The 22269-nt window shown below is 60.9% G+C and carries 26 protein-coding genes and 13 tRNA genes; 22 read left to right on the forward strand and 17 right to left on the reverse strand.

The features are described 5' to 3' along the window. Nucleotides 1-14: 14 nt before the first annotated feature. The 8 genes from HNQ39_RS04220 to ffh all read right to left on the reverse strand — a co-directional run bounded on the left by HNQ39_RS04220 (nucleotide 15) and on the right by ffh (nucleotide 5343). On the reverse strand, nucleotides 15-620 hold the full coding sequence (locus HNQ39_RS04220; protein WP_184192709.1) for a ribonuclease HII: 606 nt from the start codon (nucleotides 618-620) through the stop codon (nucleotides 15-17). 8 nt (nucleotides 621-628) lie between these two features. Beyond that, nucleotides 629-1465 (reverse strand): signal peptidase I, encoded by an 837-nt coding sequence (gene lepB / locus HNQ39_RS04225; RefSeq protein ID WP_184192710.1) that lies wholly within the window; start codon nucleotides 1463-1465, stop codon nucleotides 629-631. 43 nt (nucleotides 1466-1508) lie between these two features. Next, the gene (gene rplS, locus HNQ39_RS04230; protein WP_184192711.1) at nucleotides 1509-1892 is read right to left on the reverse strand and encodes a 50S ribosomal protein L19; all 384 of its coding nucleotides are present in this window, start codon (nucleotides 1890-1892) and stop codon (nucleotides 1509-1511) included. Between the two features lie 74 nt (nucleotides 1893-1966). Then, a complete protein-coding gene (trmD, locus tag HNQ39_RS04235; RefSeq protein WP_184192712.1) occupies nucleotides 1967-2797 on the reverse strand; it encodes a tRNA (guanosine(37)-N1)-methyltransferase TrmD in 831 nt (276 codons plus the stop codon). A gap of 3 nt (nucleotides 2798-2800) precedes the next feature. Further along, a complete protein-coding gene (gene rimM, locus HNQ39_RS04240) occupies nucleotides 2801-3286 on the reverse strand; it encodes a ribosome maturation factor RimM (RefSeq protein WP_281380150.1) in 486 nt (161 codons plus the stop codon). 47 nt (nucleotides 3287-3333) lie between these two features. Then, on the reverse strand, nucleotides 3334-3564 hold the full coding sequence (locus HNQ39_RS04245; RefSeq protein WP_184192714.1) for a KH domain-containing protein: 231 nt from the start codon (nucleotides 3562-3564) through the stop codon (nucleotides 3334-3336). A gap of 47 nt (nucleotides 3565-3611) precedes the next feature. Then, nucleotides 3612-3869: a 30S ribosomal protein S16 gene (gene rpsP / locus HNQ39_RS04250; RefSeq protein ID WP_184192715.1), complete on the reverse strand. Its 258-nt coding sequence runs from the start codon at nucleotides 3867-3869 to the stop codon at nucleotides 3612-3614. A gap of 25 nt (nucleotides 3870-3894) precedes the next feature. Beyond that, entirely contained in the window at nucleotides 3895-5343 is a 1449-nt protein-coding gene (gene ffh / locus HNQ39_RS04255; protein WP_184192716.1) for a signal recognition particle protein, read from the reverse strand. Nucleotides 5344-5899: 556 nt separating this feature from the next. Here ffh and HNQ39_RS04260 point away from each other — a divergent pair. The 4 genes from HNQ39_RS04260 to HNQ39_RS04275 all read left to right on the forward strand — a co-directional run bounded on the left by HNQ39_RS04260 (nucleotide 5900) and on the right by HNQ39_RS04275 (nucleotide 8960). Next, complete coding sequence (locus HNQ39_RS04260) at nucleotides 5900-6313, forward strand: hypothetical protein (protein WP_184192717.1); 414 nt, start codon at nucleotides 5900-5902, stop codon at nucleotides 6311-6313. A 159-nt stretch (nucleotides 6314-6472) separates the two neighbouring features. Next, nucleotides 6473-7318, forward strand: a complete 846-nt coding sequence (locus HNQ39_RS04265) for a hypothetical protein (RefSeq protein ID WP_184192718.1) — start codon at nucleotides 6473-6475, stop codon at nucleotides 7316-7318. Nucleotides 7319-7417: 99 nt separating this feature from the next. Then, nucleotides 7418-8476 (forward strand): glycine-rich protein, encoded by a 1059-nt coding sequence (locus HNQ39_RS04270; protein WP_184192719.1) that lies wholly within the window; start codon nucleotides 7418-7420, stop codon nucleotides 8474-8476. A gap of 91 nt (nucleotides 8477-8567) precedes the next feature. Next, nucleotides 8568-8960, forward strand: coding sequence for a hypothetical protein (locus tag HNQ39_RS04275; RefSeq protein WP_184192720.1), 393 nt, complete (start codon nucleotides 8568-8570; stop codon nucleotides 8958-8960). Here HNQ39_RS04275 and HNQ39_RS04280 read toward each other — a convergent pair. Genes HNQ39_RS04280 through HNQ39_RS04295 form a run of 4 tightly spaced genes read right to left on the reverse strand, consistent with a single transcriptional unit; the run spans nucleotide 8922 to nucleotide 11486 of the window. After that, the gene (locus HNQ39_RS04280; protein ID WP_184192721.1) at nucleotides 8922-9359 is read right to left on the reverse strand and encodes a hypothetical protein; all 438 of its coding nucleotides are present in this window, start codon (nucleotides 9357-9359) and stop codon (nucleotides 8922-8924) included. The two genes, HNQ39_RS04275 and HNQ39_RS04280, sit on opposite strands and share 39 nt — an antisense overlap. Nucleotides 9360-9362: 3 nt before the next feature. Beyond that, nucleotides 9363-9806: a hypothetical protein gene (locus HNQ39_RS04285; protein ID WP_184192722.1), complete on the reverse strand. Its 444-nt coding sequence runs from the start codon at nucleotides 9804-9806 to the stop codon at nucleotides 9363-9365. Nucleotides 9807-9810: 4 nt separating this feature from the next. After that, nucleotides 9811-11043, reverse strand: a complete 1233-nt coding sequence (locus HNQ39_RS04290) for a Gfo/Idh/MocA family protein (RefSeq protein ID WP_184192723.1) — start codon at nucleotides 11041-11043, stop codon at nucleotides 9811-9813. A gap of 26 nt (nucleotides 11044-11069) precedes the next feature. Then, nucleotides 11070-11486 carry a hypothetical protein gene (locus HNQ39_RS04295; protein WP_184192724.1) on the reverse strand — a complete coding sequence of 139 codons (417 nt, stop codon included), beginning with the start codon at nucleotides 11484-11486 and terminating at the stop codon, nucleotides 11070-11072. A gap of 99 nt (nucleotides 11487-11585) precedes the next feature. Here HNQ39_RS04295 and HNQ39_RS04300 point away from each other — a divergent pair, with 99 nt between their 5' ends. The 17 genes from HNQ39_RS04300 (at nucleotide 11586) to HNQ39_RS04380 (ending at nucleotide 15125) form a co-directional block, all read left to right on the forward strand. Continuing rightward, complete coding sequence (locus HNQ39_RS04300; protein ID WP_184192725.1) at nucleotides 11586-11927, forward strand: PadR family transcriptional regulator; 342 nt, start codon at nucleotides 11586-11588, stop codon at nucleotides 11925-11927. Continuing rightward, nucleotides 11911-12519, forward strand: a complete 609-nt coding sequence (locus HNQ39_RS04305; RefSeq protein WP_184192726.1) for an HAAS signaling domain-containing protein — start codon at nucleotides 11911-11913, stop codon at nucleotides 12517-12519. Before HNQ39_RS04300 ends, HNQ39_RS04305 begins: the two co-directional genes overlap by 17 nt. Further along, entirely contained in the window at nucleotides 12516-13154 is a 639-nt protein-coding gene (locus HNQ39_RS04310; protein WP_184192727.1) for a hypothetical protein, read from the forward strand. The genes HNQ39_RS04305 and HNQ39_RS04310 overlap by 4 nt, the downstream gene beginning before the upstream one ends. A gap of 249 nt (nucleotides 13155-13403) precedes the next feature. Beyond that, nucleotides 13404-13476: transfer RNA gene (locus HNQ39_RS04315), tRNA-Glu, on the forward strand. 17 nt (nucleotides 13477-13493) lie between these two features. Beyond that, nucleotides 13494-13565: transfer RNA gene (locus HNQ39_RS04320), tRNA-Asp, on the forward strand. A gap of 64 nt (nucleotides 13566-13629) precedes the next feature. After that, nucleotides 13630-14025 (forward strand): group I intron-associated PD-(D/E)XK endonuclease, encoded by a 396-nt coding sequence (locus HNQ39_RS04325; protein ID WP_184192728.1) that lies wholly within the window; start codon nucleotides 13630-13632, stop codon nucleotides 14023-14025. Then, nucleotides 14026-14098: transfer RNA gene (locus HNQ39_RS04330), tRNA-Asn, on the forward strand. 10 nt (nucleotides 14099-14108) lie between these two features. Beyond that, nucleotides 14109-14182: transfer RNA gene (locus HNQ39_RS04335), tRNA-Arg, on the forward strand. A 25-nt stretch (nucleotides 14183-14207) separates the two neighbouring features. Then, nucleotides 14208-14288, forward strand: a tRNA-Ser gene (locus HNQ39_RS04340). A gap of 52 nt (nucleotides 14289-14340) precedes the next feature. Beyond that, a tRNA-Ser gene (locus HNQ39_RS04345) sits at nucleotides 14341-14432 on the forward strand. A 23-nt stretch (nucleotides 14433-14455) separates the two neighbouring features. Next, nucleotides 14456-14528, forward strand: a tRNA-Gln gene (locus HNQ39_RS04350). A gap of 19 nt (nucleotides 14529-14547) precedes the next feature. Continuing rightward, nucleotides 14548-14621: transfer RNA gene (locus HNQ39_RS04355), tRNA-Leu, on the forward strand. A gap of 71 nt (nucleotides 14622-14692) precedes the next feature. Further along, a tRNA-Gln gene (locus HNQ39_RS04360) sits at nucleotides 14693-14766 on the forward strand. Between the two features lie 26 nt (nucleotides 14767-14792). Then, nucleotides 14793-14878 (forward strand) — tRNA-Cys (locus HNQ39_RS04365). A 10-nt stretch (nucleotides 14879-14888) separates the two neighbouring features. Beyond that, nucleotides 14889-14965: transfer RNA gene (locus tag HNQ39_RS04370), tRNA-Leu, on the forward strand. A 5-nt stretch (nucleotides 14966-14970) separates the two neighbouring features. Next, nucleotides 14971-15046 (forward strand) — tRNA-Leu (locus tag HNQ39_RS04375). A gap of 6 nt (nucleotides 15047-15052) precedes the next feature. Next, a tRNA-His gene (locus HNQ39_RS04380) sits at nucleotides 15053-15125 on the forward strand. A 98-nt stretch (nucleotides 15126-15223) separates the two neighbouring features. Here HNQ39_RS04380 and HNQ39_RS04385 read toward each other — a convergent pair. From HNQ39_RS04385 to dnaK, 5 genes are all read right to left on the reverse strand, one after another. Beyond that, nucleotides 15224-17623 carry an ATP-dependent Clp protease ATP-binding subunit gene (locus HNQ39_RS04385; protein WP_184192729.1) on the reverse strand — a complete coding sequence of 800 codons (2400 nt, stop codon included), beginning with the start codon at nucleotides 17621-17623 and terminating at the stop codon, nucleotides 15224-15226. 24 nt (nucleotides 17624-17647) lie between these two features. Continuing rightward, nucleotides 17648-17971 (reverse strand): chaperone modulator CbpM, encoded by a 324-nt coding sequence (locus tag HNQ39_RS04390; protein ID WP_184192730.1) that lies wholly within the window; start codon nucleotides 17969-17971, stop codon nucleotides 17648-17650. Then, a complete protein-coding gene (locus HNQ39_RS04395) occupies nucleotides 17968-18963 on the reverse strand; it encodes a DnaJ C-terminal domain-containing protein (protein ID WP_184192731.1) in 996 nt (331 codons plus the stop codon). Before HNQ39_RS04395 ends, HNQ39_RS04390 begins: the two co-directional genes overlap by 4 nt. Before the next feature lie 80 nt (nucleotides 18964-19043). Continuing rightward, nucleotides 19044-19496 (reverse strand): Hsp20/alpha crystallin family protein, encoded by a 453-nt coding sequence (locus HNQ39_RS04400; protein WP_184192732.1) that lies wholly within the window; start codon nucleotides 19494-19496, stop codon nucleotides 19044-19046. Between the two features lie 143 nt (nucleotides 19497-19639). Further along, nucleotides 19640-21472 (reverse strand): molecular chaperone DnaK, encoded by a 1833-nt coding sequence (gene dnaK, locus HNQ39_RS04405; RefSeq protein ID WP_184192733.1) that lies wholly within the window; start codon nucleotides 21470-21472, stop codon nucleotides 19640-19642. A gap of 151 nt (nucleotides 21473-21623) precedes the next feature. On the opposite strand from dnaK, the gene HNQ39_RS04410 reads away from it, so the two are divergent. After that, nucleotides 21624-22268: a Uma2 family endonuclease gene (locus tag HNQ39_RS04410; RefSeq protein WP_184192734.1), complete on the forward strand. Its 645-nt coding sequence runs from the start codon at nucleotides 21624-21626 to the stop codon at nucleotides 22266-22268. Nucleotide 22269 lies beyond the last annotated feature (1 nt).

Raw genomic sequence — 22269 nt, forward strand, 5'->3', positions numbered from 1 at the left:
TGCTTCATGTGATTTTAGAACCGAAATGCCTGCTGGGCGACCGGGCCAAACGTGCGGCGGTGGATCGGGCAGGGGCCGTGTTTGTCGAGGGCGGCGAGATGGCTCGCGGCGCCGTAGCCCTTGTGTCCGGCAAAGCCGTACTCCGGCCAGCGTGTATCATACTCGATCAGGAGCCGATCACGAGTCACTTTTGCCAGAATTGAGGCCGCGCCAATGGAGACGCAGCGGGAGTCGCCGCCGATCAGGTTGAGGCAGTCGGGGTGGAGGTTGGGGACGGGCAGGCCATCGACAAAGACCCGGTCGGGGGAGACCGAGAGCGCGGCGAGGGCGCGGCGCATGGCCTCATGCGTGGCGCGCAGGATATTGATCCTGTCGATCTCCTCCGCGTCGCACTGCCCGATCCCCCAGCTCAGTGCCTCGGCGACAATGCGCTCGTAGGCACGCTCGCGCTGCTTGGCGGTCAGCTTCTTGGAGTCGCCGATCCCGGTTGGGTCGAATCCCTCAGGGAGGACCACGGCGGCTGCGAGCACCGGCCCGGCAAGGCAGCCCCGCCCAACCTCGTCGATCCCACAGAGAATGCGCTTGCCCTCACTACGAGCGCTGGCCTCAAAGTTCTCCATAGACAAGCCTAGCGTGTCCGCCGGATGCGGGGGAGGGGCCAGAAGATTCCCTCGGCGCGCCCGATAATCCGGTCCTGCTTGAGCTCGTACCACTCGTGGGAGTCGTGGGACTGGTTGCGGTTGTCTCCCAGGACAAAGTAGCTTCCCGGAGGAACCGTGTAGGGGGGGAACTCGTACTCCGGGTCCTCGGCGATATAGTCCTCCAGCAAGGTCTCGCCGTTGCGGAGGAGCTTGCCGGGCTGGATCTCGACCGGCGCGCCACGACGGTCCACCCGGATCGCGAACTCCTCCGGGCTGATGGTCTGCGCTCCCACGGAGATTCCCTTGCGGGTCAGGTGGAGCGAGGGAGCCGGCGGAGCACCCGGCTCGTCGGTGTCGGGTAGGCCCAGGATGCCGCGGATCTCGGCGTGGCTGTAGTGGATCCCGCCCACCTCGACATAGCCGCCCTGGACCTCAATCGTATCGCCGGGCAGGCCGATCAGGCGCTTGATGTACTCGGGCTCGCTACGGTCGGCATCGGGGGGGGCCTTAAAGACCACGATCTCACCGCGGCGGGGGGCACGCAGGCGGTAGAGGAGCTTGTTGACCACGAGGTGGTCGCCCTCGATCAGGGTCGGGTGCATCGACGGGCTGGGGATGTGGTAGGTCTGGAGCACAAAGGGACGCAGAAGCAGGAAGACCAGCGCCACCGCCAGCATCGCCGACTCGGTGAGCTCGGCAAAGAAGAGAAAGAAGCTATGCTTGAGCGCGCGAAGCACCAGCCGCGCGACAGTTAACCCCGCCAGAAACAAGACGATGGTGGGCAAGGAAAGATTCGCGATGCGCTCCGTCCAAGTCTCCACCATCGTTTAGCCCCCTAGCCCCCACAAGTGGGGGAATCCATGATGTTTAGTTGCTGCGGCTGAAGCGACCGTTGCGGTCTTCCTTCAGGCGGGTTGCCTTACCGACCAGGCCACGCAGGTAGTACAGCTTGGCGCGGCGGACAGCAGCCCGGCGAGTGACTTCGATCTTCTCGATACGCGGCGAGTGCACCAGGAAGGTACGCTCCACCCCGACACCATTGCTAGCAACCTTGCGCACCAGGACGGTATCGCGGATGCCGGCACCATGGCGGCTGAGGGCAACACCCTCGAAGATCTGAATACGCTCTTTGCCACCCTCGATAACCTTCACGTGGACACGGACACTGTCGCCGCCACGGAATGCAGGCACATCGGCTTTCTTCTGTGCCTCTTCGATATCGCGAATCGCGGTTGCGTTCACTTTACTCATCTTTTACGTCTCCCAAACAAATTTAGTTTCTTTGGAGGCGTCCCCTGGCGGTCTCTTCGCGGTTGTGAGAAGGCTCACACCGGATTGGACACAGGTTCGTCCACCCGGACAGACTGCTCTGCCCGTGCTGAGGCCGTAGCCTCGTTGTTCGAGGCCGTGGCCTCGTCTTGTGCCTGCTGGGCATCGTGGGCGGCCAGAAGCTTCTGGTCCGCCTTGCTCAGAGGCAGCAGCTTTTCCCAGAGGTCGGGGCGGCGTGCACGGGTGCGCACCAGCGCTTGCGTGCGACGCCACTTCGCGACATTGGCGTGGTGTCCCGAGGTCAAGACCTCCGGGATGCCTCGCTCGCGAAAGACCGCCGGTCGGGTGTAGTGCGGATACTCCAGCACGCCCCCCTCAAAACTCTCTTCGTGCGCCGACGACTCATTCCCAAGCACTCCGGGCAAGAGCCGCACGGTCGCATCCAGCATCACCAGAGCGGCTAGCTCGCCGCCGGTGAGCACGTAGTCCCCGATCGAGACCGCCCGGGTGATCCAGCCATCGCGCACCCGCTCGTCGATCCCCTCGTAGTGCCCACAGACAAACACCAGGCGCGGCAGGGAGGCAAGCTCCTGGGCCAGTGCCTGGGTGAAGGGCTCGCCGTCGGGCGCGGTCAGCAGCACGGGGATGGTGGGGTCTCCTCCCGTGGCCGCCTCAATCGCCGCCACAACGGGCTCGGGCTTCATCACCATGCCCGCACCCCCTCCGAAGGGGTAGTCATCGACCGTTCGGTGGCGATCCGAGGTGAAGTCGCGTGGGTTGATGCAGTGGAGCTCGAGGGAGCCGCTTGCCTGTGCCCGCCCGACAATCGAGTGGCTTGTCGCCTGCTCGATCAGCTCGGGAAAGAGCGTCACTACCTCGACCCGCATGCGCTACTTCAGGAGGCCAGGGTCATCCGAGACAACCATCCGGCCTGCTTCCAGGTCTACAGAGAGCACGAACTGCGCGTGGGCAGGAATCAGCGCAAGGCTCGTCTCATACACATCGTTTGCCGCGGGGTTGTACAGGATCGTCTCCAGTACCCCCAGGTCCTTCCCGGACTCCGTCACGACCGCAAGGCCCTTGAGCTGCCAGTCGTAGTAGGCCCCTTCCGGGAGGGAGGGAAGCTCGGATTTCGGAAGAAAGAGCTGGATGCCGCGCAGAGACTCTGCGGCGGTGCGGTCTTTCCCCTCAAAGTGAACCAGGACGGTTCCCTGGTGCAGTCGAATACTCTCAATACGGCTTGGCTGACCGTGGAGCAAGAAGGTCTTGCCCACCAGCGAAGTCGGTTCATCCAGATACGGGAGAAGCTTAACCTCCCCCTTCATACCGAAGGGGGCAGTGATTTCTCCGACTAAAACGAGTTTGTCGCTTTCCATCACAGCCCCTCGCGTGTTCGGTGCGCTTCAATCTAGCGTCAATTTCGTCAAGCGACGATTTCGACGTAGACCTTGCGCTTATCTTTCATTGCGACTGCTTTGACGATAGTACGCAGGGCATTGGCAATTCGCCCCTGCTTTCCGATCACCTTACCCAGGTCATCTGCGGCAACGCGCACTTCGTAGGTCGTGGCTTCCTCGCCCGGAATCTCGTCCACTTGAACGTCGTCCGGGGAATCCACCAGCGCCTTAACCAGATATTCGACTGTCTGCTTCACTGATTGTACTTTTATCCTGCTTTCCGGCGGTTTTGGGTCGTCCCTCTCTAAGCGGAGGGTAGGATCCCCTGTTTGCGGAGGATTGCTGCCACTTTGTCGGTCGGCAGTGCGCCCACGCTAAGCCAATAGCGTAGCCGCTCCTCCTTTAGTTCCATGATGGGCTCCTTATCCGCAGCAACCATGGGGTTGTAGTACCCCAGTTCCTCGATAAAGCGTCCATCACGGGCGCGCCGCACATCGGCGGCGACGACGTGATAAAACGGTTTCTTCTTGGCGCCATCCCGGCGCAGACGAATCTTGACCATTGTTGATTATAGTTCCTTTGATATTTTACCGAAAAGGTAGCTTGAAACGGCCACCGCCGCTCGAACCACCGTCTTTTTTCTTTTTCGAGGGCGCGCCCGGCTGCTGGCCCATCCCCCGCATCCCCGGCATGGGTGGCATCCCGGGCATTCCTTTTCCGCTGGACATGGCGCGCATCATACGCCGCATCTGCTCGAACTGATTGAGGAGCTGGTTGATCTCCTGAACACTCACTCCTGCTCCTGTCGCGATTCGCTTTCGCCGCGAGCCATTGATGAGCTCGGGACTGCGACGCTCCTTGGCGGTCATGGAGCGAATGATCGCCTCCACCTTCGCCATCTCTTTCTCCGGCACCGACCAGTCGACATCCTTGAGCTGCGTCCCCACGCCCGGCAGGAGCTTGAAGAGCTGCTCCAGCGGCCCCAAGCGCTTCATCTGCTGCTGCATGGAGAGGAAGTCCTCGAAGTCAAACTTGCCGCCCCGGAGCTTTTTCTCCATCTCGGCGGCCTGCTTCTCATCGACTGCCGCCTCGGCCTTTTCGATCAGGGTGAGGACATCGCCCATCCCTAGGATGCGGCTTGCCATGCGCTCGGGGTGGAAGACCTCCAGCGCGTCCATCTTCTCCCCGATCCCCACGAGCTTGATCGGCTTGCCCACCACGGCCCGCACCGAGATCGCCGCGCCACCCCGCGCATCGCCGTCCACTTTGGTCAGAACAAACCCGCCGACACTTAAAGCGTCGTTAAACTGAGTCGCCACATTGACCGCATCTTGGCCCGTCATGGCATCGAGGACCAGCAGAATCTCATCGGGCTGGGTCTGGGCCTGGATCGCCTGGAGCTCCTCCATGAGCGCCTCATCCACATGCAGGCGGCCGGCCGTATCGAGAATCACCACATCCAAGCGGTTTTGTTTGGCAAACTCCACGGCCTCGGTCGCCACTTGAACCGGAGTCTTGCCCGTGGTCTGGGAGAAGACCGGAACCTTCACCTGCCCACCGACCACCTCGAGCTGCTTGACCGCCGCGGGGCGCTGCAGGTCACACGCGGCCAGGAGTGGCTGTCGCCCCAGCTTCTTCAGGTGCGCCGCCAGCTTCCCCGCTAGCGTGGTTTTTCCCGCGCCCTGGAGCCCACAGAGCATGAGAACCGTGGGGGGCTTGCTCGCCATCGCGAGGGGAATCGCCTCGGTGAGCGGCTTGCCCTCGGCATCGGTGCCGGAGAGGGTGGCGATCATCTCCTCATGGACAAACTTGATGACCATGTGCGCCGGCTGCAGACCCTCAAGGATATTCTCACCCATCGCGCGCTCTTTGACCCGCGCGATAAAGTTCTTGACCACCTTGAAGTTGACATCGGCCTCAAGTAGGGCCATGCGCACCTCACGGAGTGCGGCATCGACATCCGCTTCCGTGAGCTTTTGGTTGCCCCGTAGCTTGGCAAAGGCGTTCTGTAGTTTTTCTGCGAGAGCCTCGAACATAGTCGTTTTTTATGAAACAGCACAAAGCCCAGCCGCCGAAGAACGGGGCCGGGCCACGGGCGCAAGGGATATTTTATCTCATGATGGGAGCACTGTCAACCTAGGTAAGGGGTGGTCCTCATGCGGGCCACGACTCCATGAAAAAAATAATAACTTTGCAGAAGATCTATTTGTATTGAGTGATAAAATTTAATTATTTAATAGAATGATATGTGTTTTGATATTTTCTGTGTGATTAGTTTATTTATTGATTAATAATATTGATTTAAGTTTTGATATTTTGTTTATGTGTGTATATTTTGTGATTTATATTAGGTGTAACTTTTTGAATGAAGTTTGACACTAAAAAGTACTGGTGTGGTTTATGCTACTCAGTATTTAAAATGGGGATTCTTGAACGATGAGAAGATATAGTTTGTTTTTGTGTATTTCGTTGATGTTTGCTATTTCCGTTAGTGCCAATGAGAGAGGGCGTACTGATTCTGTAGTTTTGGTGTCTTTCAAAGACGTTGAATGTAAGTTTTCTACCTGTACGGAGAAAAAAGAGCATGGAAATGTGACAATTAAGTACCAGAGTGGAAAGACGGTTACCGTGATCGCGGATGGTACCTGTAAGGGTAACGACTCGATTGGGACAGAGCCAAAGATCAGCCCGGATAAGAAACTCGTGGGGCTACTCACAGGGGTGCACTTTAATGACTCGGCGAATAACTACTACTTTGCGGGGTCACGGCTCTGCTCGTTTAAAGAGGGAAAGTGTGTACTCAAGCTCAGCGGAGAGAAGTACTTTATCGAGGAGTGGCATTTCTGGGAGAAGGGGACGCAGCTCATCCTGCGCTCGCGTGCAAAGCACGGTGTTGGGACCGTAGAGCGCTACGATGCGACCACCGGCAAGCTACTGGAGAAGTTCTTGGAGTATAAAGTGGACGCTACCTATCCCGAGTGGGCGCGACGAATCGCCCTGCTCTAGCCTGTCTCTCAAGGAGCCCTCCTGTAAGCACTCTGTCTACAGGAGGGCTTTGCTTTTCTTTCGTCCACGCAACACCCCCAGCACTGTCCACGATTCCGTCTTGGGTCGAGGCGTAGGATGGTGCTGTCTACAAACAAAGACGAAAGAAAGAAAATCACCATGAAAACAACTCTACTTCGTTCGCTTCTGGGAGCCGCCGCGCTCCTCTCCTGCACCGCTTTTGCACACGCTGCCAACCCCTTTGTCGCGGGGTCGCAGTGGACCGGGATTCGGGTCAGTACCGTCGGAGGGGGCAGCAGCAATATCGCCCTCTTTGTCAATAGCCCCAATCCCAGCACCGGTAAGCTCGTGATCCTAGGGCAGAGTGTCCCGGTAAGCATCGCCTGTACTCCCACCGGTGTGGTGGACTTGCAAGGGCTAGGAATCCCCTACGCGGGTTTTCGCATCCATGGCACGGTCGGGGCGCAGGGCGGAACCTACTCGCTGACCGGCAACTACTACATCACCAATGTCCCCGGCATGCACAACGACACCGGCCGCGTCAGCCTGCTGCGCTCCTACAAGACAGTCACGGGAGGCCCCATCCTGATTGGGAGCACTGCGGGCACCGGGCTCCTTCCCCCCGGCCCGTGCTTTGGTGCCTTTGTCAGCGCCAGTAACTTCACCGGCCGCCTGGTCTTCGAGCACGATGTTCCCGCTGCCGATCCTCCCAGCGAGCTCAACCCACCCAGCGAGTTCACCGGCAATGTCTCGTTTGTGACCGGCGATGGCTCGGTGAAGTACGCGGTGGTGGGGACGATCAACCCGGAGGCCAACGCCGACGGAAGCCACACGATCGAGCTGCTCGGGGAGAACCTGGCTGGCAATAGCGTCTTCACCAGCCTCAAGACCACAGGCCTGCTCCTGCCCGCGGTTCGCACCAACCCGACCAGTATCTTGGGCAACTACGAGCTGATCGGCCTGCTGCGCACCGGTGATGTGGGGCGCTTCAAGGTGAGCCAGTAAGCAATGCCGACGAAGGATAACCCCCTTCTTCTGACCATCCAAGGAACCCTGGTCATCCTCGTTTGAGGGGGCCAGGGGACCTTCCCCAGGAACACTCGCATGAACCAGACATCTGTACCCACACCCAAAACCCGCCTGAGCCGAGGTGGCTTCTTAACGGCTCTAGCGCTCTCGCTCACGACCGCGCTGGGAGTCTTGGAGGGCTGTGGGGGCGGGGGGGCTTCGACCGAGGCAACCCCCACTCCTAGCCCCAGCCCAACCCCGCTCCCCGGTGCAACGCCCACGCCAAGCCCCACACCGACACCCAGCCCGACACCAACACCAACACCGACTCCCACTCCCGCCTCACCCGTACTGATCAAAAATAACTTTGGCTACACGGGGAGCCTACAGGAGTTTGTGGTGCCTGCCGGTGTCGTCAATCTCTATGTCAAGCTGTGGGGAGCCGGCGGGGGGCACAACGGCGGCGCGGGATCGTATGTCGCCGGGCGCCTTGCCGTGACTCCCGGTGAGACCCTCAAGATTCTCGTGGGACAGGGAGGGCAGGTGGCTACAGCAGGCTCGACAACCTCAGCTGCCTTTGGATTGGGAGGGAGTAGCCAGGGCTCTCCGGGCGTGTCGGGCGGTGGTGGGGGACGGACGGCACTGCTTCGTGCTCCCTTTGGCTCTGCGGAGGAGATCGTGGTGGCAGGAGCAGGCGGCGGTGGAGCCCTGTCTTGGGGCGGCGGTGGTGGCGGTGCGATCGATGGGCTCCCCGGTCATGGGAGTAGTGGTGCTGGGGGAGCGGGAGGAACCCGAACCGCCGGAGGAGGCGCGGGTGGTGGAGCGCTGGGAGGAAGTGCCGGTAGCTTTCTCCAGGGAGGCAATGCCATTGGAAACGGAACGGTCTCTAGCGGCGGTGGGGGCGCGGGCTACTACGGAGGGGCTGCTGGCGGGAAAGATAACAACCCCGGCGGCGGTGGGGGCGGCTCCACGATTGCCTACCCACTCGCGACGGCCTCCACAATCGATGGCAAGAGTGGCAATGATGGCACAACGACAGTAGGAGTCCTACCCGGGGGCACCTCCGACCCCGAGTACCTTGCGGGAGTGGGAGTGGGCGGCGCCAGCAACCAGCCCGGTGGCAATGGCTACGTCCAGATTGCCTACTTTAGCTAGGAGAACCACACCCCCTGCACACGGCGCTCTCGTCGTGCGCAGGGGGCGTAAAAAGTAGCATGTTACAATGCAGGGAGATAGAGGAAATCCTATGAAATACCTGGCGGCCACACTCACGCGCGTCCTTGCGAGCTGGTGGGGGCTTCTGTGTGGGTTTGGGGCGACTGTCGCCGCCTTCCTGACCAGCATCCCCGATCCCGGGAGCATCATCCACCTACAGACAACCTGGTGGATGGTCGCGGTGATCGTCCTTGTGGGCGTGCTGGGGGTCTGGCTTCTCCTGGCGGCGCTTCGCTCCTTCACCGCGACCGTGGTGCTCACGGTCGTGGCGCTTCTTGTGTTTGTGCTGAGCTTCCAGGACGCGTTCCTACGGCTCGTGGGCCTGCTGATGTCCCCAACACTGCTGCTGATCCTGCTCCTCTGGCAAAAGCACCGAGGGAGCTCCTCATTCCTCGTTGTCAACGGCTCGAAGAAAGCGCCCTGAGAAGACAAACAAGAGCAGTACCAGAAGAAGAGCTCCAAGGTCCACAAGGTTCCCAAGCATATTCTGTTTACTCCACTGGGGCCAAGTCACCACCGCGAGAGCGAAAACCCCGAGACAGACTAGCCACTGAAACCACGCCGCGGGCCGTGTCTGGCGTAGCAGGAGCAGAAGAGCCGTCACGCCGGCCGCCAGCGCAACCAGAAAGAGAGAGCCTGCGATCAGATAAACCCCCGTGCTCGTGTGCCGCATGGGGTCTACCAAGGAGCCCCATAAAAGAGTGAACAGACCTAGGGAGGCACTGGTACCTGCGGCCAGGGTATTCAGAAGCAGGATCACCCACTCCCCAGCACTCATTCGCCAGCGGCGGCGGTATTGTTTGGGCACTTGTTGGGTTTGCATAGTTTAGTTGTCGTCGCGTCGTTTTTGCAGAAACCGTCCAGAGAGAGCAAAGAGGGTGGTGAGTAAGAGTAGGGCACCTAGACTAGGCAATAGATACAAGAGTGGTTGGTGGCGGCTTGCAAAAAACACGTATGCTCCTGCAACGACGGCAAATCCTGCCGCAACAAACCACTGAAACCAAGCCGCGAGGCGTTTCTGACGCAGCAGCAGAAGAAGGCAGGTCAGCCCCGCTCCCAGCGCAATCAGCCAGAGCGAGCCTATTGCAAGAGAGTTTCCTAGCCGCTGACGAGGTTCTAGGGGGAGGTCAGGACTAAGGGTAATGGCCCTACTAAGCCAGCCCGCGAAGCCTGCCAAGAGGGCATTGAGGAGCAGGATCACCCACTCCCCGGCATGGAGCCGCCAGCGCGGGCGGCTCTGTTGCGGTTCCCGGTGCTGCTGTTGTTGCATTGGGCTACTTGTAGGTGGGGAGCTTCCAGGGCTTGCGGTACTCGCGCCAGTACGATGTGGTATTGCGCCCGGTGTTGCCCACGAGATCCATCTTGGTTTTGTCAAAGTGGACGGTCTCGCCGCACAGATACGCGATATTGGCGAGGTGGCAGACCGCGGTGGTCTGGGCCATCGACGCGAGGCTGGAGCGGGTCTGGGTGCGGGTGCGGACGCCATCGAGCCAGTTCTGCCAGTGGTCGTTGACCGCGGGGGAGCCCTCTTTGGGGATCAGCTCGCCGTTGGGGGCGTGCACCGACCAGCCGCCGCGCCAGACCCGGACAAACTTACCATCGGCGGCCACAAACTCGACCCCGCAGTCGGGCTTGTCGGGGTAGTCGCGGCCGGTGGACCAGGTCATGATAAAGTCCGGGTTCTTGAAGTGGAAGATCGCCTCGACCGTATCGGGGGCGGTGCGGCCATCGGTGGGGAAGGCGAGCTTGCCGCCGTAGGCGCTCACGGAGTGGGGCATCACCAGGTCCTGGTTGGTGGCGCTCATCCCCAGCAGCGCGATATCCAGCATGTGGACCCCCCAGTCGCCGGTCATGCCCGTGCCGGTGTTGAGGAACCAGCGCCAGTTGCCGTGGACATGGTTAGGGGCGTAAGGGGTCATCGCAGCGGGGCCGATCCACATGTCGTAGTCTAGGGTCGCCGGGGGCGCCGACGGTTTATCATTGCCCACTTGGGAGCCATCGGTGCGCCACGCCCGCACCAGGACGATCTTGCTCCCTAGCTTGTTGTTGCGCACGAAAGAAATCGCATCGGTGAACTCTTTCCCGCTGCGCTGCCAGGTCCCGACCTGCACGATCTTCTTGTGGTGGGCGACCGCCTTGGCCATGGTCCGCGCCTCGACCAAGTTGTGGGAGATCGGCTTCTCGCAGTAGGCGTCCTTGCCCGCCTCGACCGTATGGATCAGGTTCAGCGCGTGCCAGTGGTCGGGCGTCCCGACGATAATCGCGTCGATATCCTTGCGCTCCAGCATCTTGCGGTAGTCCCGAAAAATCTCTGGCTTGCGCCCGTACTTCTTCTCCACATCCGCGATATCGCCGCCCATGCGCGACGTGTCCACATCGCAGAGCGCCGCCACCTCCACGCCGTCTTTGCCCATCAGGTTGCGCATATTGGCCGCGCCCATGCCGCCACAGCCGATCAGCCCCAGCACGATCCGGTTGTTAGCCCCTTGAATACGATTAAATTCCATGCCCTCCCCTTCGACAGCACGCACTGCTAATCCTCCCCGAACCGCTGGAGAAGCACCGCGAGCGACACCAGAAGCGCTGTGGCGAACGCTGCTCCCAAGAGAATTGGAAGAGGAACTGAGCCAGACGGGTTACTAAGGCTCATGAGTACCACCAGGGCAACGTAAGCGAGCGTGAGGAGAGCAACCAGCCACTGGAGCGTCCGCGCCAGCCGACGTTGCCGCAAGAGCACACAGAGGCCCGCCCCGTTGAGCGCCAGCACGAAAACTCCGGCAAGCACCCCGAAAAGCAGTCCATTCAGATCTCGGGGAGCGGGTTCCTGAGCCAGTCCGGCCAGAGCCCAGATCGCCAGCGGCACGCCCAGGAGAAAGTCCAGCGCCGCGACGATCCGAAGCCCGATGTCGAGCGTGCCTTGACGCGGACGCTGTTTTTGTCTCTGTGCCATTCTCCCTGAAGATAAAAGTTCGTCGCATAGGGTTACAGCTTAATAAAGAAATCTAGAGACGATATTGACATACCTCTAATTTCGATGTATATTCGAAACATGAGCCGAGAGCTACCAAAAAACGACCTGCCGACCCTGATCCTCGCGGTGCTGGCGGATGGTCCCCGTCATGGGTACGCCATCGCGCGGTCTATCGAGGCCCGCAGCGAGGGGATGCTGACAGCGCGGGAGGGCACTCTCTACCCCGCGCTACGTCAGCTAGAGAGCGACACGTTTATCGAGAGTCTGTGGGAGCACCCGGTCTCGGGGCCGGCGCGTAAGGTCTACCGCCTCACGGAGACAGGACGTGCGGAGTGTGCACAGCGAGTCGCGGCCTGGCAGAAGTACGCCGCCGCGTTTGGTGCGATTGTAGGAGGGAAAACCAATGAACAGCCCGCTTGAGATCTACCTAGACGAGCTCGGAAAGGGCCTGAAGCCCCTGCCGATTCACGAGCGCTTGGAGCAAATCGACGAAGCCCGCGCCCACCTGGAAGGCCTCACCGAGTCCTACCGAGAGCTCGGCCATGAGGAGCTAGAGTCCCAGGTGCGTGCGGTCGCGCAGTTTGGCGATGTCAAGACCGTGGCACGGGAGCTTAGTCGTGCTGTGAGAAAACAGAACCTCTGGCACGCTGCCGGGGTGGCGGCGATCTTCTCCGCAGTCCAGAACGTGATCTGGACGCCCTTTGGGATGCTGCTGACCTTTACGAACTTACACCAGTACATGGCCGAGATTATCTTAGGATCGGGCATCGTTGCCAACCTCATTGCGGGTGTGGTCTTACGGCGCTTGGTACCAGGAAACACGCTACGTCCCTTGTTGCTGCTGAGTGCTGTCTACCTCCTTCTCTTTCTCATAAACCTGCTTCGGTTCTGGCTGCAACTAGGAGCTGTGGGGAACGCAATTGCCCCACAGGGGATTGTCTTTGCCTTTCTAACCTCAGGGGCTCTCCAGGAGCTCCGCTATGCACTACGACGACGGAGGATACTTGCATGAGCACCTTAACCCAGCGTTTCTTAACCGAGCTTGACTCCGAGTGGAGCCACCTGCCCATGCCCGAGCGCCAGAGCCTTCGGGAGCGTATCGCGTCACGGCTGGAGGCCCTTACCCTCGCCGAGCGTGAGCTGGGAGCCAGCGAGGCCGAGGCGCAGCAGCGCGCGGTCCGTGCCGTGGGCCAAGAGTGCACGCTCCAGCCTCAAACTCCGATTCGTCTAGCCCCGGTCTGGCAGGTGACCCTGATCTGGATCGCCCTAGTCAGCTTCGTCCCCACCCTACTGCGTGTCTTTCTCCCCATGAAGAGTATCAGCTTCCAAGGTAGTATGGCGCTCCAGTCGAACTGGCTGGTGCCCGCTCTGGTGGGGGTGGTGGGAGCAACCCTCTGTGCGGCGCTCTGGCACCCTCGTGCCGCGCGACGCGGCATCCTGAATGCCCTGGTAATCTCGACGGGGCTTACCCTTCTGGGGACACTCTTCATGCTCGTGGCACCGACACCCAACGGGATTTCTGAAGCGATAAAGTACGCCGTGGTGCAAAGCAATGTCACTTTCCTGGTCGCCGAGATTGGGCTGTCTTTGGGGACACTTGCTCTTGTCCAGAAACTTCGCGGAAAAAAACTTTCCAAGGCTCTTTAGCAAGTGGCTTTGACCCGGCTATAAGGAAGGCACCATGATCTTACAGAATCGACAACTGCATCTGAGTCTCTCCTGTGATTGCCAGCGCAACTTGAATTGCCTGCGCAATCAGAGTGAGGATTCGCGCCTCTGCGCCCTGCGGGAGTCGGTTTGGACCAGCGAGGGAGAACGAGCAAGCTAGCTCAAGTCTCTCAAGCCCAGACGAAACGGCCCCCGGCGCAAGCAAGCGCAGGGGGCTTTTTCTTTTGTGGCCCCGTGGTCTAAAGGTCAGGATAGCGGTCTTTCACGCCGTTGGTGACGGGTTCAAGTCCCGCCGGGGCTATGTGTGTTTTGTGTTTTGCGCCTGTGGTGTAGCGGTCAACATCTCAGACTGTCGCTCTGAAGAGGCGGGTTCGATTCCCGTCAGGCGCGGTTAATCTCTTGTAGCTCAGCTGGTAGAGTTGGTTTGAAAACGAATGTTTGCTATAATGCTAGCATGGATACAAAGGCTAAAGGTGATCGTTCGGTAGCTATGATAATGGCAGCATTTATTAAGAAAGGTATGAACGTGCTAATACCTTTTGGAGACAACTGTCGTTATGATCTCGTGACAGAAAGAGATGGCATATTTTCAAAAATACAATGTAAAAGTGGAAGGCTCAAAAATGGAGTAGTTAAATTTAAGACATGTAGCACATATTCACACAGAAATGGTGGGAGCCGAGATTATAAAGGAGAAGTAGATTTTTTTGGTGTTTATTGTTTTGAGAATGAGAAAATATATCTTGTTCCTGTTAATGATGTCGGAATTCGTATGGGAGTTCTGCGTATTGATGAAACGAAGAATTGCCAGACTAAGTTCGTTCGTATGGCGAATATATATGAGATGTAATCTTCTGTAGCTCAGCTGGTAGAGCGCCGGTCTGTTAAACCGGATGTCGGGGGTTCGAGTCCCTCCGGGAGAGTTTTGGGTTTGCCTTTGTAGCTCAATTGGATAGAGCAGTGGCCTACGAAGCCAACGGTTGCGGGTTCAACTCCTGCCAAAGGTGTTTAATTGCAAGTTTTGCAAGCTAAGGAAGGTGAATGTGCAAGGTGCACAGGCTGTCTTGAAAACAGCTCAGGCGAAAGCTGGGGGTTCGACTCCTCCGCCTTCCGTGTGAACCCCGGCTCGCTGGGGCTCGCCACCCCTCGCAAGCGAAGGGTTTTGGGAGAGTAAACCTAGCAGGGGCTGGGACCTCGGTGCTAACGAGTGGGCGCAGGGCGAAAACTCTGCGTGCGGTTCGAGTCCGCTGCTCTCCGTTCCCCCCGGGAGGGGAGAATATTCGTGGATGGTGTAATCGGCAACACGTCTGTTTCTGGAACAGAAAAGTCCTGGTTCGACTCCAGGTCCACGAGCTTGGAAAACGGAAAATAGGCCCCTTTAGCCCAATTGGTAGAGGCGCATGGCTTAGGACCATGTCAGTGTGGGTTCGAATCCCATGGGGGGCATCTACGCCCAATGAAATTAGGCGTTTGCAGTGCCACTGCAGACGCCGGGTTCAACCGGCGGTCTGGGATGGTTGCAGGTGGTGTAATGGGCAACATGCCTGCCTTTGAAGCAGGAGATTTCCCGGTTCGAGGCCGGGCCTGCAAGTCAAAAAAGAGAGAACGAAAGAGTTTGCCGGAGTGGTCGAGTGGTTCAAGACGGCAGCCTGCAAAGCTGCTGCGCCTTGTGCGTATCGCGGGTTCGAATCCCGCCTCCGGCTTTTGGTTCGTGCCCCGGTTGCGTCCAATGGGTAGAGACACGCTGCTTAAGACAGTGAACGGTGTCGGTTCGAATCCGACTCGGGGCATTTTTCTCCCTGTACCCCAATTTGGTAGAGGGCGCACGTCGAGAGCGTGTGAATGTGTCGGTTCGAGTCCGACCAGGGAGACTTGTGGAGGGTGTGGCGAAGGGGTAAACGCGCCTGACTGTGGCTCAGGTAATCGCGGGTTCAAATCCCGTCACTCTCCCTGACGGGCATTGAAATACCCGTCTCCCCAAAAGAGCGTCCCGAGGACGCGCGAAGGCCCTATAGCTCTACGTGCGTCCTCGGGATGTTCCTTGTTCTTTAAGCTCTGGATAGATTCAGCCCACCGCTGCCGTCGGTATCCGCGGTAATCGTGTCGCCCTCGCTGAACTCCCCACGGAGAATGGCGGAGCTGAGCGGGTTTTCGAGTAGGCGCTGGATCGTCCGGCGCAGGGGGCGGGCGCCGTAGAGTGGGTCGTAGCCCTGCTCGGCGAGGAGCGCCTTGGCGGAGTCGGTGACCTTGAGCCGTAGCTGGCGGTCGGCGAGGGCTTTCTCCGTGCGCCGCAGGAGCAGCTCGACAATCTGGCCAATCTGCCCACGTGTCAGAGCATGGAAGACAATCACTTCGTCGATCCGGTTGAGCAGCTCGGGCCGCAGGTAGCTGCGTACCTCGGCGAGGGCCACGGGCTCCGGGTCGCGCCCGGCGGCGGCGGCTTCCTGAATCTGCACCGCACCAATGTTAGAGGTCATCAGCACGACCGTGTTCTTGAAGTTCACCACCCGCCCCTGGCCGTCGGTGAGGCGCCCGTCGTCGAGTAATTGGAGCAGGACATTGAAGACCTCGGGGTGGGCTTTCTCGATCTCGTCGAGCAGGATCACCCGATAGGGGCGGCGGCGCACCGCCTCGGTGAGCTGCCCGCCCTCTTCGTAGCCCACATACCCGGGAGGCGCCCCGATCAGCCGCGCGACTGCGTGCTTCTCCATGTACTCGGACATGTCGATCCGCACCAGTGCCGCCTCATCGTCGAAGAGAAACCCCGCGAGCGCTTTTGCCAGCTCGGTCTTGCCCACGCCGGTCGGGCCGAGGAAGAGAAACGAGCCGATCGGGCGACGCGGATCGGAGAGGCCGGCGCGGCTGCGGCGGATGGCTTCGCTCACGGCGGCGATGGCCCGGTCCTGCCCGATCACCCGGTCGTGGAGCGTCGTCTCGAGCTGGAGGAGCTTGGACGCCTCGCCCTCGAACATGCGGCTGACAGGAACCCCGGTCATGCGGGCCACAATTCGGGCGATATCGCTCTCATCGACAATCGCATCGTGGCCCGTGGTGCGCTCCCACTCGGCGCGGGCCTTGAGGTACTCCTCGCGCAGGGCCTGCTCCTCTTTCTGGAGGGTGGCGGCACGGGCGTAGTCGCGGGCCTCGGCGGCGGCCAGCCCCTCGGCGACCAGGCGCTCCAGGTCCTCTTCTTGCTCCCGCAGGCCCTCGGGCATCTCGGAGACATCCATTCGCACCGCGGCTCCGGCCTCGTCGATCAGGTCGATTGCCTTGTCGGGGAGAAAGCGCTCGGTGACATAGCGGGCGGAGAGCTGCGCCGCGGCCTCGATCGCCTTGTCGGTGATCTTGACCCGGTGGTGCTTCTCGTAGCGCTCGCGCAGGCCCTTGAGAATCCCGATCGTGTCCTCGACCGTCGGCTCGCCCACCAGCACGGGCTGGAAGCGGCGCTCTAAGGCGGCGTCTTTCTCGATATTCTTGCGGTACTCATCCAGCGTGGTCGCCCCGACACACTGGAGCTCGCCGCGGGCCAGCGCGGGCTTGAGCAGGTTGCTGGCGTCCATCGCGCCCTCCGCCGCCCCAGCCCCAACAACGGTATGGAGCTCATCGATAAAGACCACCACTTGCCCTGCGGCCTTCTTGATCTCGTCCATGACCCCCTTGAGGCGCTCCTCGAACTCGCCGCGGAACTTGCTCCCCGCCACCATCGCGCCCAGGTCGAGCGAGAGGAGCTGGCGGCCGCGCAGGTTCTCCGGGACCGAGCCCGCGATAATCATCTGGGCGAGCCCCTCGACAATGGCGGTCTTGCCCACGCCCGGCTCGCCGATCAGCACGGGGTTGTTCTTGGTGCGCCGCGAGAGAATCTGGATCACCCGCCGCACTTCGTCGTCGCGCCCCACCACCGGGTCGAGCTTGCCCTCGCGTGCCAGTGCCGTGAGATCGCGCGAGAACTTCTGGAGCATCTGGTACTTGCCCTCGGGGTTCTCCGAGTCGGCGCGCTGGTTGCCCCGAATCTGCTGGAGAGCGCGGTAGATGCGCTCCTCGTCGACATGTGACGACGCCAGAATCCGCGCGGCGGGGGAGTCGTCGGTCTTGAGCACGCCCAGCAAGAGGTGCTCGACCCCCACAAACTTATCCTTGAGGCGGCTGGACTCGCTCTCGGCGTAGTCGAGGGTGCGCTTGGCGCGGGGGGTGATGAAGATCTGGTCCGACGCCGAGCGCTCGCTGGCAAAGGTCTTGGGGAGCCGCGCGAGCTCCTCCTCGACGCGCCGGACGATCCCGCGCTCATCGGCCCCGATCCGGGTGAGAATCTGCCCCGTGAGGCCGTCGTCTTGCTCCAGAAGTGCCAGCAGAATATGCTCGGTATCGAGCTGGTTTTGTTTGTAGCGGCGCAGGATATCCTGGCTCGCCGCGATGGCATCTTTTGCCCGCTCTGTGTAGTTCTCCAACATCTCATTGCCCCCATGCCGGGCAGTTTAGGACCCGGAGGTTGTGGCGGCCTTTTGTAGCCGCTCGACTTCTGCTTGCAGCTCCTCGATTTGCTCTAGAAGTCCGAGGATGACTTCGACTCCCGCTAAGTTGACCCCCATCTCCTGGGTGAGGCGCTGGATCTGGCGAACGCGGTCGATATCTTTCTCCGAGTAGAGGCGGTTCTTGCCGACGCGCTCGGGGGTGACCAGCCCCAAGCGCTCGTACATGCGGAGGGTCTGTGGGTGGATGGCGGGCTCTTCCGGCTTCTCGATCCGCACGAGGCGCGCCGCGATCGAGATCGTGTAGAGCGGCTCGTCGGAGCGTCTCACGAGGCACCCCCCGCCAGCTCTGTCAGGAGTGTCCGCTCCCGCTCCGACAGCACCTTGGGAACCGTGATCTTGATGCGGGCGTAGAGATCGCCGTGGCCGCCTTCTTTCAGCTTGGGCATGCCCTTGCCGGTGAGGCGGAGCTGCTGGCCGCTCTGGGTGCCGGCGGGGAGCTTGACCGTGAGGGTCTTGCCCTCGATCGTGGGGACCTTCATCTCGCCGCCCAGTGCCGCGGTGGTGTAGGGAACCGGGACATCGACAATCAGATCATCGCCCTTGCGCTCAAAGGTGCTGTGAGCCAGCAGGCGCACCGTGAGCAGGACATCGCCGCCGTTGACCCCTTGGCCCGCAAGACGAATCTTCTGCCCCTCGTTGACCCCGGCGGGAACCTTGACATCCACCCGGCGTAGCTCGGTGCTCCGCCCCCCACGGTCGAGGTCGTAGCGCCCCGTAGGCACCTGGATCGAGACTCCCTTGGTGCCGCCGTGGTAGATCTCCTCAAGGGTGAGACGAAGCTCGGACTCGAGGTCGCGGCTGGCAGGTTGCTGGGAGGCAAAGGGATCGCCTCCGCCAAAGTTGACGGTGCGGCCCCGCTGTCCCCCTGCACCCGGAGCGCCGCCCTGGCGGAACTGCTCCGCAAAGAGGGTGGAGAAGAGGTCGGAGAGGTCGCCGGGGAAGGCTCCGCCGAAGTCGACACGCTGCCCGCCGGGGAAGCCCCCTGCGCCAGGGCCGGGGCCACCACTGGGGAAGCCCCCTTGGGAGTAGGCCTTCCACTGCTCGCCGTACTGGTCGTACTTCTTGCGCTTCTCAGCATCGCCCAAGACCTCGTGGGCCTCGCTGATCTCCTTGAACTTATCCTCTGCGCCTTTGTTGCCGGGGTTGACATCGGGGTGGTGCTTGCGGGCGAGCTTGCGGTAAGCGGCCTTGATCTCTTTCTCGGTCGCGGTCTTGGGGACGCCCAGTGTGGCGTAGTAGTCTTTATAGCTCGGTCCCATACTCAATCCACCTTAGTGCACTACTGTCAAGTGCGAGGCATTTTTTTGCCCCCCGCGCACCGCACGGGGGGCGTTGTCGGCTACGCCTCCGCCGTGACGGCGATCTTGCGCGGCTTGGTCTCCTCCGACTTGGGGAGCGTGATCTCTAAGATGCCGTCCCGGTAGGCGGCACTAACCTTGTCGTGCTGGATCGGGGTGGCGAGCGTGAAGCTGCGCTGGAAGCGGCCGTAGCTGCGCTCGACCCGCACGAAGTTGTCTTTCTGCTCTTCCTTCACCCGCTGGCGCTCGCCCCGGAGCGTGAGCGTGTCGCCGGTGAGCTCGATATCGAGCTCCTCAAGCTTCATACCAGGCAGCTCAACATGGAGCGTGATGGCGTCCTCGGTCTCCGCCACATCGACCGCGGGGCTCCACGGGCTGGGAGCGGGGGTGCTGGTCGCGGGCTGCCCAAAGGCGCGGGCGAACTCGGTGAAGGGGTCGAAGTAGAACAGCTTGTCCAGCGTGCGCGCTGGGTTGTCGTAGCGAACGATACTCATTTTATTTTTCTCCTTAACTCAAACCAAACTGTGTTTTTTTGTGTGTGTGAGGTGATCTCTTTTTCTCTCCGCCTGCCTCCTAGCCCCCGTGGAACGGGGGGAATACAAGGTCGTTTCCTTATTGTCCCCCCGCTCGGCGGGGGTTAGGGGGTCTCTTTAAACTCCGCGTCGATCACGTCGTCGCCACCCATCTGGGTCTTGTCGGGATCGACAGGCGCATCGGGGCCGGGCTCGGCGTTGGCGGCGGCCTGCTGGTAGAGGCGCTCGCTCATGCCGTAGCTTGCGGTCTGGAGCTCGTTGAGGGCGGTATTGAACCGGTCCTCGTCGTCGCCTTCGGCTGCCTGGCGCACCGCGGCGATCTTGGCCTCCAGGTCTTCTTTCTCGCTCGGGGTTGCCTTGTCGCCCAGGTCGGTCAGCGTGCGCTCGGTGGCGTAGATCAGCTGGTCGGCCTTGTTGCGGCGCTCGGCGGCCTCTTTGGCCTTGCGGTCGGCCTCGGCGTTGGCCGCGGCCTCCTTGACCATGCGATCCACTTCGTCCTTGTTCAGGTTCGACGAGCCACTCACCGTGATGCGCTGCTCGCGGCCCGTGCCCTGGTCCTTGGCGGAGACATTCAGGATTCCGTTGGCGTCGATATCGAAGGTGACCTCGATCTTTGGCACGCCACGCGGAGCCGGGGGCAGCCCGGAGAGCTGGAAGTCGCCCAGCATCTTGTTGTGTGCCGCGATCTCACGCTCACCCTGGTAGACCTTGACATGGACATCGGTCTGGCCATCGGCCGCTGTCGAGAAGATCTCGGACTTGCGGGTGGGGATGGTCGTGTTGCGGTCGATCAGCTTGGTCATCACGCCGCCCAGGGTCTCGATTCCCAGCGAGAGCGGGGTGACATCGAGCAGGACAACATCCTTGACCTCGCCGCCCAGCACACCGGCCTGGATCGCCGCGCCCACGGCCACGACTTCGTCGGGGTTCACCGAGCGGTTGGGCTCCTTGTTGGTCAGCGAGCGCACCAGGTCCTGGATCGCGGGGATACGGGTCGAGCCGCCCACCATGATCACCTCGTCGATATCCTCGATCTTGAGCTTGGCATCGCTGAGCGCCTGCTGAACACTCTTGGTCGTGCGGTCCACGAGGCTCTTGGTGAGATCGTCGAACTTGGCACGGGTGAGGGTCAGGTCCAGGTGCTTGGGGCCTTCGGCATCGGCGGTGATAAAGGGCAGGTTGATATTGGTGGTGACCACACTGGAGAGCTCGATCTTGGCCTTCTCCGCGGCCTCACGCAGTCGCTGGCGGGCTTGCTTGTCCTTTTTCAGGTCGATTCCCTGCTCTTTTTGGAACTCTGCGGCAAGCCAGTCCTCGATACAGGCATCGAAGTCGTCGCCACCCAGGCGGGTATCGCCACTGGTGGACTTGACCTCAAAGACGCCGTCGCCCACTTCCAGGATAGACACATCGAAGGTTCCGCCACCCAGGTCGTAGACCAGGATGGTCTCGTTGGCCTGCTTGTCGAGGCCGTAGGCCAGTGCTGCGGCGGTGGGCTCGTTGATGATGCGCAGGACCTTCATGCCCGCGATCTCCCCGGCGTTCTTGGTCGCCTGGCGCTGGGCATCGTTGAAGTAGGCAGGAACCGTGATCACGGCCGCAGTGACCGGCTCACCCAGGTAGGCCTCGGCATCGGCCTTGAGCTTCTGCAGGATCTTCGCCGAGATCTCCTCGGGGGAGTAGCCCTTGCCATCGATCGTGGTGCGGTGGCTGGTGCCCATGTGCCGCTTGATGGAGACGATGGTGCGGTCGGGGTTGACGACCGACTGGCGCTTGGCGGGGACACCCACCAGCTGATCGCCCGTCTTGTTAAAACCCACCACCGACGGCGTCGTGCGAGCGCCCTCGGAGTTGACGATCACAGTGGGCTCGCCGCCCTCCATCACCGCCACAACCGAGTTGGTGGTCCCCAGGTCAATTCCTACTGTCTTTGCCATAGTGTTTCAGTTCCTCTGAGAAGAATTATTGCCGTCGTGGTTATATCACTTGAGTGTGTTGCTGTCAAGTATCTTCTGAGAACAAAGACGTAAATTCAAAAAGGAAAGTTCCCAAGGCCACGCGATATAATTTTGGCAAGGAGTGCCGACGATGAGTGGACCTGTGCAACCAAAGGAAAAAGAGCTGGCCCCGCCGATCTTTCTCTTCGGCGAGTACGAGCTGCGTCTGCCCGCCGGCTTCGATCCCACCGACCGTGACCAGTTTTTCAGAGTCTGCCAGGAGAACCGGCCGCTCGGCCTGGAGCGAAACCCTGAAGGGAGACTCTGTGTCACCATGCCCACCGGAGGCAGAACCGGAAATCGTAACTCGGAGCTGAACTATCAGCTCATGGCCTGGAACCGCCAGAGCCGCCTGGGCTATGTCTTTGACTCCAACACAGGCTTTGAGCTTCCCAACGGCGCAATGCGAGCGCCCGATGCGGCCTGGGTGAGCAAAGCCCGACTCGACGCTATCCCCGAGACGCAGCGCGAGAGGTTTCTCCCCGTCGCGCCTGAGTTTGTGATCGAGCTCCGCTCCGACAGCGACCGCCTCCCACCCCTAAAAACCAAGATGCAGGAGTACCTCACCGCAGGTGTCGCCCTCGCGCTTCTCCTCGACCCAAGCACGAAGAAAGTCTACGTCTACCGCCCCAACACCGACGTGAGCGAGCTAGACGACCCCGCAACCCTAGATTGCTCCCCCGAGCTTCCTGGTCTTGTCTTGGAGCTCGCCCCTATCTTCAACCCGGAGGTCTGAG

This window comes from Armatimonas rosea (assembly GCF_014202505.1).
In the GTDB taxonomy this organism is placed as follows: domain Bacteria; phylum Armatimonadota; class Armatimonadia; order Armatimonadales; family Armatimonadaceae; genus Armatimonas; species Armatimonas rosea.